Source organism: Bifidobacterium sp. UBA6881 (assembly GCA_002451435.1).
Taxonomy (GTDB): domain Bacteria; phylum Actinomycetota; class Actinomycetes; order Actinomycetales; family Bifidobacteriaceae; genus Bifidobacterium.
This window is the reverse complement of record DKCF01000008.1, coordinates 1,414-10,663: the sequence shown is the minus strand read 5'-3', so window position 1 is coordinate 10,663 and position 9,250 is coordinate 1,414. Positions and strand designations below refer to the sequence as shown.

The following is a 9,250-nucleotide window of genomic DNA, read 5'->3' as shown; positions in this document are numbered from 1 at the left end:
GATGCTTAGGGCATCCGCACCGTCGGTAGATCGGGAGTCGGGAAGACGGAAATGCCGGACCGCGAATCGACCGCCGTCACTCGCCGAAATCAGATTCGGCGGCATCGGCAAACGCCTGTTTCACCTGTTCCGCGGTGGGACGCGGCTTTCCAGGCATGCACAATGTCATGTATGTGGTGAATTCATTGGTCAGATCGATGAATTCGCGCGTCCTGCGCTCCCCCATCTGCGAGAAGATCCAGCACACCGCGTCGCGCATATCCTCACGCTGCCGCCGCGCGCGTTCCTCACCGGCCTCGGTGAGACGCACCAGCACGCTGCGACGGTCCTCCGGATCCGGCTCACGCACGATCTGCCCTTTTTTCTCCAATGCCGAGAGCAGCACGGAAACGCGTCCGGTGGTGGCCTGCATGGCCTGCGCGATCTGCGATGGCATCATCGCGCCCTTGACGTACAGCTCCTGGACGACGAACGGTTCGCCTTTGGCGCCGCGCGAAATCTCTTTCTGCATTTGGGAACGCTTGCCCCAAGTGACCCGCATCAACCGGTCAGCCGCTTCCTGCTCGAATCCCATGCCGCAACGCTCTTTCTGTCAATCCGCGCGCAAATCACACGACACAACCGTGCTTACGCTTCCAATATAAATAATAGCTTACAGTATAAACAATTTATCGATGAGAATTATCGATTCAGACGCCAAGCTAACGGATACCGACCTGACGATTCCCACGATAGGCAATGGATGATCCCGAATTCCAGCTGGAATTTTCATGCATCCCGCAAGTCTCCAAACATCCCACGAACATCACGGACGTTCTGCGAGCATGCCAAGCGCATCGAGCATAACGAACACTTCGAGGACTAACGCACAAGGCAGACGCTTCGCACCTTGTGCAGAATCAGCACGGCCGGCCCCAGCGCCAATCGCCATATCATTCAGTTCCGGTCACCGAATACGGAACGATTCAATGCGGCAAGCTCGCTTTGCGTAAGCGCAAGACCGGTGGCGGCGAAGGAATCGCTGACCTCATGCGGATTACGAGCGCTGGGGATGGTGAACAGGCCACCGTATTGCGCGAGTTCCCATGCCAACACCACGCGCTGATAGGAGCAGCCACGGGCGGCCGCGACTTCGCGGAACGCATCGTAGGCATGCCGGTCGAACGCGTCGAGGAATCCGCCGAGCGGACTCCAGCAGACGAACGCCAAGCCAAGCTCCGCGCAATGCTCCAACGTACGCTCCGGATCGGGATGCGAGGGCGAGAACTGGTTCTGCACGGCCACCAAGCGGTCGCCGAGCATTCCGCGCGCGATGTCGATCTGCGCGTTGTCCACGCGCGAAATGCCCGCATATCGAATCACGCCTTCGTCAAGCAGCTGCCTGAGCGCACCGACCTGGTCCTCATAAGGCACCGCCGGATCGGGGCCGTGCGAATACAGCAGGTCGAGCGCATCCACGCCAAGATGCAGGGCCGATTCCTTGGCGTCGCGAATCATCGTTTCCGGGCGCGAATCGGCCATCCACCCATATCGGCTGCCGGCGGCCTGCAAATGTTGACGTTCCATTGCCGACTGCGTCTCAGGGAACTTCACGTCCGTCTGCGGCGCGGCCGACGCAGACAAATCGGACAAATCGGACAAATCGGATGATCGGCACGTTTCATCATCCTTGCGCATGACTGGCTCCGCGGAATCCGACGCTTGGGCAACGGGAACCTCCATCGTGCGTCGGTAGCCGGTTTTCGTGGCGACCAGCACCTCGTCGCACGGACCGTCCCACGTACGCAGCGCGTCACGAACCAGTTTCTCACCGTATCCCAGGTCCTCGGGTTCACCGGTGCCCGGACGGCTCGGCAGGTAGTACGACCACGCGGTGTCCAGATAGCGCACGCCCGCATCGAGTCCGGCATGGATCGTCTCGATCGCCGTATCACGGTCCGGACGCCCCTCAATGGCGAGCGCCATCGTGCCCATGCCGAGCCTCGGAACCGTGAATCCCGCCAATTCGCCCATATTCCGCGCAATCGTCATAACCGTTCCCTCCGCATCGTCGATATCCGCCACCCATTCTCGCACATTGTTCGGCACCCGATGCCTTCAGCGCATGCCGGCCTATTTCGTCACTGCATCCAGTTCATTGATCGCTTCTTCAAAACGAGAGCGCATGATTCCCAAAGAACGCGTGTCCAACCGCCTTGCACCGCCCAATGTTCCAATGCCGTTCAGAATCGACCGAAGTTTGCGACACCACCGAATCGCCCTCTCCCGAGGTACTGCGAAAAGTTCCAACGTCTCCGTCCGCATCAACGCATCGACCGTAACGTCAGTATCACCGAACAAGGCCATTTGATGGGCATCCTCCATATTCGGATCATACGGTTCCGGATTGATGTCAAAGGCAGGAGAGAGCGTCCAACCGTTCCCGTCTCGCAGAAAACCGTGGTTCCGCAGATGGTCATCGCAGTTGCCGATCACCGCGCCGAATACGGCACGATGCCATAGTTCCTCAAGATCACAGCCAACTGAACGCGCGTACTCAGCCAAATCAAGCCAGTCGCCGCCATCCCCATCATGCAAATCCAGTGCCGTCATAGCCGACATATACGGAATGCGCGCCATGCTCTGAGGACCTTCCGAAGAAGGAAAACGGTCGAATCGCTGAGTCAGCAGAACCGACCTGTGTGCCCCACCGCTATTTTGAACATCCAATACCCGAAAACAGGGAACATCGATTCCAGCCAATCTGGCCAAATCAAGGGTCACGCCCTCCCAGCCGATAACATCCCAATCATCTCCGTTGGGCTTCGGGAATTTCGCCATCCATAAGCATCCGCGATCGTATACACAGGCTTTGGGACGGGCACCGCCCAGAGAGCCGGTCGCTTTGTACAATCGGCGCAACGCCACGTCGGAAACATCACGATCCTCACTGACCGCATCCGCGGTATCCAAAAGACCCGGAAGGTCGGTGAGCACGGGAACATTGCTACCGTCCGCCTGGGCGACACCATCAATCACATATCTCAAAGCTCCCTGACGCGTCAGATCATCCACGCCCAGCAGATACTCGATTTCGGATACACGAGTTCGTTTCAAAGCACGGTTGAGCAGACGACGCCCCCACCTGTCTGGAGCGGAATCCGAAAAAGGACCCAAACCATTGAAATGAAACATCGAGCCCGCCATACGAGGCAGTGCCGGGGCTATGTCGTACGCGGCACGATTTTCCAAATACTCCGAATCATAACGAAACGTCAGACTCCCCTTGCTTGCAAACACCACACCCGCAGGAACTGATTTCCCATCGACAGTGGTATGAACGCCGATCTTTTGCCTCACGGTCATGGTCTTTACCTCCTCACCCGTTGCGGAAGCTGATCAATGGCGCAGGCCATGCCCAGCGGAGTCTGATATGGATCGGTGGCGTCCACGGCCGGTCCCAGAAGCTGCAGGATGTTCAAAATCGCGAACAGGGAATCAGTCCTCACGGCTTTGCCGCTTTCGACGTTGCGTACCGTATTGATGCTCACGCCCGCCCTTTGCGACACATCGGCAAGCGTAAGATTCAACAGTTTTCGCTGAATCGAGGCATGCCTTCCCAGAACGCGAAGCGAATGCCTTACTGCTGTCGGAACGTACCTCATACCCACATCCAATGTTTCCTGTAAAACTTTTATTGTCATTATTATGATAATTATCACTTATAAAAGTCAGAATAACAATAACTATCGTGTTTCTACGACGCATATCAGCACTATACGGAACCGTATGCGCGCGCACGGCTTGTCGGGCGGGTGCGCGAAGATGAAGGCACAACCGAACGGGAGCCGAAAGGCTGAGAGGGAGCCGCAAGACTCCGACCGAGGACTTGATGCGGGTAATGCCGCCGTAAGGAGACGGGTTGTTCGCGCCGCAAGGCGCATCTCATTTCCGTTCGCGATAACCGAATATCGCGTGATTAGGGTCACGGAGGGGCGCACCACCTCATAGGGTACGGCTTCTCTTCGCGACCCTTTTTTCGTACCACTCCGAATGCCTGATTCGCTGGAAACGGGCATGCGGGCTGTTTGGGCAGATGTTTGACGTCCGATTAGGCGGGAACAGACATTCGAAGCCTGGGCAAATGCCATGCATGACCGATTCGGCGGAAAGGGCGGGAAAAGCCCTGCAGTCGCCCGATCCGGAAGAATCGGACACTCAGACGTGGGACCTGGAACACGTGCGACAAGCATAGAAAGGATCATCAGCATGATCATCAACGGCAAGGAAGAGAACATCGCCACACCGATCACCGTGGCGGAACTGGTGGAGCAGCGCGGACTGCGCGCCGACCGCGTGGCCGTGGAGCTGAACGGCGAGATCGTGCCTCGCGCCAAGCGCGCGCAGACGCAGCTCAAGGGCACCGACACGCTGGAAATCGTCACGTTCGTGCAGGGCGGCTGAGCGGCGCACGCAAACAACAACACCCAGCAATCAACGAACGGAAACGAGAACAATCATGACTTTTGAACCATCGGCAACGCAGGAGCAGATCGACGCCCGCCAACAGGCATTCGACAACCCGCCGGATCCGACCACGTTGGTCAGCCGCGAGGAGATCCGCGCGGCACTGCTCGACCGTCATACCGCGGCCACGCAGGACAAGCTCGACGCCGCGCATGTGGCGATCTGCGGATTGGGCGGCCTCGGCTCCACCATCGCGGTGGCGCTGACCCGCATCGGCGTCGGCCACCTGCACCTGATCGACTTCGACCGCGTGGACATGACCAACCTGAACCGCCAGCAGTACTTCCTGAAGGACCTCGGCCAGTACAAGACCGAGGCGCTGCGCAGCAACCTGCGCCAGATCAATCCGTTCACCGAAATCACCATCGACACGGTGAAGGTGACCGACGAGAACGTGCCGACGCTGTTCAAGAACGAGGACATCATCTGCGAGGCGTTCGACGTGCCGGAGAACAAGACGATGCTCGTCAACGCGGTGCTGGAGAACCTGCCGGACAAGAAGCTCGTGAGCGCTTCGGGCATGGCGGGATTCCGCAGTTCCAACCTGGTGAGCACGCGCCGCGTCTCGAAGAACTTCTACTTCAGCGGCGACGGCGAGACCGCGCCGGTGCCGGGCGCCGGCCTGATGGCGCCGCGCGTGGGTGTCGTCGCCTGCCACGAGGCGAATATGATCACGCGTCTGATCCTCGGCGAAGAGGACGCGTGACGCGGATCATACAGGCAATATCAGGCGGAAGCGGTGGGGTTACTACGATACTCCACCGCTTCCGCGGACGCCAATACTACAGCGGATGAAAATACTACGTTGCTCCACTGTGCGGCGATCGCAACATGCCGATCGTGACGCGGCAATCGCGCCATGCCAATCGCAACGCACGGAACGGATTGAGCAGAATCAACGACGGATTGAGCAGAACATCAACGAAAGGACCCAAAGATGAGCACCGAAAACACCATCACCACCGCGGAGAAGGATTTCGCGGCCGCGCCGAACGCCACGCTCGACGAGCTGGTCGGCACCACGACGAACACCGCCATCCTGCCCGAGCCGGACGCGCACGCCTATGACGAGATCGCCACGGGCGACGCGGATCCGTTGATCCTCGGCGGTCACAAGTTCACCAGCAGGTTCATTTTGGGGTCCGGCCGCTACGACCTGAACCTCATCAAGGCCACCATCGAGAACGCGGGCACGCAGATCGTCACCATGGCGCTGCGCCGCTGCCGCACCACCGAGAACAACCTGCTCGACTACATTCCGAAGGGCATCACGATGCTGCCGAACACGTCCGGCGCGCGCAATGCCGAAGAGGCGGTGCGCATCGCGCGTCTGGCGCGCGAGGTGTGCCAGACGGATTTCGTGAAGGTGGAGATCGAGCATGAGGCGAAGTATCTGCTGCCCGACAACGAAGAGACCATCAAGGCCACGAAGATGCTGGCGAAGGAAGGTTTCGTGGTCATGCCGTACATGTTCCCCGACCCGATCGCGGCGAAGCGCCTCGAGGACGCCGGCGCGGCATGCGTGATGCCGCTTGGCGCGATGATCGGCTCGAACAAGGGTCTGCGCGCACGCGATTTCATCGAGGTGATCATCAAGAACTCCAACGTTCCGGTGATCATCGACGCCGGCATCGGACGGCCGAGCCAGGCGGCCGAGGCGATGGAGATGGGCGCGGACGCGGTGATGGCATACACGGCGATCGCCTCCGCCGGCAATATCCCGTTGATGGCCCGCGCGTTCAAGAACGCGATCGCGGCCGGACGCGAAGCCTACCTGTCGGGACTCGGCAAGGTCACGGAGGACCATGCCGTGCCGTCCAGCCCGACGAACGAGGCGGATTACATCGGCTGATTCATATGGGTTGGCCGATTCACGCCGGTCAACCCATATCCATGTCATTCGGCACCGATCCACATGGTTTTCACGGCTGCGCAATCAATTATCCAGCCCAATACAGTGAATAAAAACCCTCGTTTATAAGAGCTCCCCATTCGTCTCCATGAAATGGATCATGTTCCGATGATGCACTCCTTCACGTTCTTGGAGGAGTGGATCCAAGGTGAACAAATATCTCGGATAACCGTCTCGGATATAGCCGAATGGACGATACTCACGTTCCTCAACATTGCGGTCCGCAATGCTCATTGAAACCTGAATATAAGCATATTCATTCCGTTTGCGAGCGATGAAATCACATTCGAGTTTGCCGATTCGCCCGACGGAAAGCCTGTATCCCCGTGAGCGCAGGTAGAGATAAAGGGCGTTTTCGAGCGAAGGCCCATAATTCAAGCGGACGTCAACATTCCTTGCGAAATAAATTCCAGGATCGGCCAAATAGTATTTCTCTTCTCCGCGAAGCGATTTCCTGGATTTAAGATCGAACCGCGAACATCGATATAAAATCTTCGCCTCGACAAGCGATTCGATATATGTGGCGATCGTTCTACGCTGAACAGGAATTCTCTCCACGTCATTGAAATAATGAACAAGATTCGTCAGACTTGTGGGTGCGCCGAAATTATTGATGACATAGGTCATGACACGTTCGAAAGTAGCGACATTGCGAATCTTTCTTCTTGTCTTGATGTCCTTTTCAAGGATTTGATTTACAACGTCTTCAATATACCGGGCTTTCGCTTCGGAATCATCATATTCAAGGGAACGCGGGAATCCTCCGTAGCGGAGATAGTCATCAAATTCAATACGCGCATCACGAATCTCTTTTCCGAGAAACGCCTTCATATCAAGATATTCGGAGAAAGAAAGCGTGAACATCTCGAACTCGACGTAACGTCCCGTCAATTTCGTGGCAAGTTCGCCGGACAGCAAATAGGAGTTCGATCCCGTGATGAAAATGGAAAAACCGCCATCCGTATTGAAGGCGTTTACGACCTCTTCAAATCCCTTGACATTCTGCACCTCATCAATGAAAAGATATTTGAAGTCATCGTCAATGAGACGAGATTCAATCGCCGCTTCGAGTTGATCAGGCGTTTTAATGGATCGATTGCCGCGTTTGTCCAAATCCAAATAGATGACGTCCTTATCCGCAACGCCTCGTTTCCTCAGCTCTTCGACAATGGATGCCATGAGACAGGATTTTCCACAACGACGCACGCCGGTAACGACTTTGATAAGGTCATCGTCATAGAACGGTCTTATCTTCCTTAAATACTGCTCGCGAGGATATACCTTCATATCACCACCTCCTTTGTTCAAGGTAGCAAAGGAAATGTGATAAAAGAGTAGATAAACGGCAGTTAACGCACTAATATTTTCATAGATGCAAAAAATTAGTGCGTTAACTTACTGTTATCTCTACGCAGCCGTCCAGCCCGACGAACGAGGCGGATCACATCGGCTGATCCGCGTGGAACTGTTCGCGCGCTACTTGCGCAGCGCGGCCTTCAGATCACGGTTCTGGAAGCGCTCGTGCAGCAGGCAGTAGCCGCCGAACAGCACCAGCCACAGCAGTCCCGCGACCGCGGAGCCAAGCGTGTCGGACGACAGGAACAGCGTCACGTACACCGCCACGTAGAACACGATCGCCACCCAATCGAGCACCTGCCAAGCCGGCATGACGAAGCCGTCGGCGAGGAAGTCGGGGCTTTGGCGATAGCGACGGTGCGCGAGCATCGTCAGCACGTAGATGAAGATCACCACGGCGCTGGCGGCCGACGCGAACAGCACGAACGCGCTGGAGACGCCGGGAATCGCGTTGACCAACGGCGAGAACAGAATCATGCAGCCGGACAGCACGATCGCCTTCGCCGGCACCTTGCGGTCCGACACCTCGGCCAGTCGCGACATCGCCGGGGAATCGGAATCCTGCGCGAGCTGGTACAGATGGCGGCCGGCCGAATAAATCAGCGAGTTCAGCGAGGACGCCGCAGCGGTGATCACCACGAAGAAGACGAGCGCGGCGGCCCAGTTCAATCCGGCGTACTTGAACACCATGATGAACGGCGAGCCGAACGAACCGTCAGCGTTCTGGTGGAAGTTGCGCCACGGCACGATCGCCATGATCGCCACCAGCGCGCCCACGTAGAAGATCAGAATGCGCATGATCAGCTCGTTGACGGCCTTCGGCAGCACCTTGCGCGGATTCTGCGTCTCCGACACGGTCACGCCAACGAATTCGATGAGCTGGTAGGCGAAGAACACCATCTGGAAGCTCAGGAAGAACTTCATCCATCCGTTCGGCGCGAGCTGGAAGCCGTCAGTGATGTTGCTCAGACTCACCGTGGCGCCGGACACCGTGCCGTCCACGCCTTCGATATGCGTCGACGGGTAGGTGAATCCGATGCACAGCATCACGATGGCGGTGACGATCAGGCCGACGATCAAGGTGATTTTGATCATGGAGAACCAGAACTCCGCCTCGCCGAACACCTTCACCGCGATGAGGTTGACGCAGGTGAGCGCGACGAGGAAGCACAGTTCGATCAGCCATTTCCATCCGCTCAGGTCGATGCCGAACATGTTGAAGAACGTGACGAAATACGTGCTGACGGCGGTGATTTCGGTCATGCCCGTCAGAATCAGCACGATCCAATACGTCCAACCGGCGAATTTGCCCCATCCACGGCCCAGATAGCGCGTGATGAAGTTGATGAACGTGTGCTGGCTCGGGTCGCTGTACATCATCTCGCCGATGGCGCGCATCAGCAGGAACATGATGAGGCCGACGCCGATGTATACGAAGATGATGCTCGGACCGGTCAGCGCGATCGATTTGCCGGA

9 protein-coding genes are annotated in these 9,250 nt (G+C 57.4%); 3 read left to right on the top strand and 6 right to left on the bottom strand.

What is annotated here, in order from left to right; genetic code table 11:
- Nucleotides 1-76: 76 nt before the first annotated feature.
- From B3C64_RS00545 to B3C64_RS00530, 4 genes are all read right to left on the bottom strand, one after another.
- The gene (locus tag B3C64_RS00545) at nt 77-574 is read right to left on the bottom strand and encodes a MarR family winged helix-turn-helix transcriptional regulator (RefSeq protein WP_291532995.1); all 498 of its coding nucleotides are present in this window, start codon (nt 572-574) and stop codon (nt 77-79) included.
- Between the two features lie 362 nt (nt 575-936).
- Nucleotides 937-2,031: an aldo/keto reductase gene (locus B3C64_RS00540; protein ID WP_291532994.1), complete on the bottom strand. Its 1,095-nt coding sequence runs from the start codon at nt 2,029-2,031 to the stop codon at nt 937-939.
- A gap of 81 nt (nt 2,032-2,112) precedes the next feature.
- Nucleotides 2,113-3,345, bottom strand: a complete 1,233-nt coding sequence (locus tag B3C64_RS00535) for a type II toxin-antitoxin system HipA family toxin (protein WP_291532993.1) — start codon at nt 3,343-3,345, stop codon at nt 2,113-2,115.
- Between the two features lie 5 nt (nt 3,346-3,350).
- Nucleotides 3,351-3,683: a helix-turn-helix domain-containing protein gene (locus tag B3C64_RS00530; RefSeq protein ID WP_291532992.1), complete on the bottom strand. Its 333-nt coding sequence runs from the start codon at nt 3,681-3,683 to the stop codon at nt 3,351-3,353.
- Nucleotides 3,684-4,248: 565 nt separating this feature from the next.
- Between B3C64_RS00530 and thiS the strand changes: the two genes are divergently transcribed.
- The 3 genes from thiS to B3C64_RS00515 all read left to right on the top strand — a co-directional run bounded on the left by thiS (nt 4,249) and on the right by B3C64_RS00515 (nt 6,358).
- Nucleotides 4,249-4,443 (top strand): sulfur carrier protein ThiS, encoded by a 195-nt coding sequence (gene thiS / locus B3C64_RS00525; RefSeq protein WP_291532991.1) that lies wholly within the window; start codon nt 4,249-4,251, stop codon nt 4,441-4,443.
- Between the two features lie 55 nt (nt 4,444-4,498).
- Nucleotides 4,499-5,212 carry a sulfur carrier protein ThiS adenylyltransferase ThiF gene (thiF, locus tag B3C64_RS00520; RefSeq protein ID WP_291532990.1) on the top strand — a complete coding sequence of 238 codons (714 nt, stop codon included), beginning with the start codon at nt 4,499-4,501 and terminating at the stop codon, nt 5,210-5,212.
- Between the two features lie 231 nt (nt 5,213-5,443).
- Nucleotides 5,444-6,358: a thiazole synthase gene (locus B3C64_RS00515; protein WP_291532989.1), complete on the top strand. Its 915-nt coding sequence runs from the start codon at nt 5,444-5,446 to the stop codon at nt 6,356-6,358.
- A 123-nt stretch (nt 6,359-6,481) separates the two neighbouring features.
- Here the strand turns inward: B3C64_RS00515 and B3C64_RS00510 are convergent, their stop codons facing one another.
- Both B3C64_RS00510 and B3C64_RS00505 read right to left on the bottom strand, forming a co-directional pair.
- Nucleotides 6,482-7,705: an ATP-binding protein gene (locus tag B3C64_RS00510; RefSeq protein ID WP_291532987.1), complete on the bottom strand. Its 1,224-nt coding sequence runs from the start codon at nt 7,703-7,705 to the stop codon at nt 6,482-6,484.
- 189 nt (nt 7,706-7,894) lie between these two features.
- Nucleotides 7,895-9,250 (bottom strand): amino acid permease (locus tag B3C64_RS00505; protein ID WP_291532985.1); only part of this gene is annotated, 1,356 nt, incomplete at its 5' end.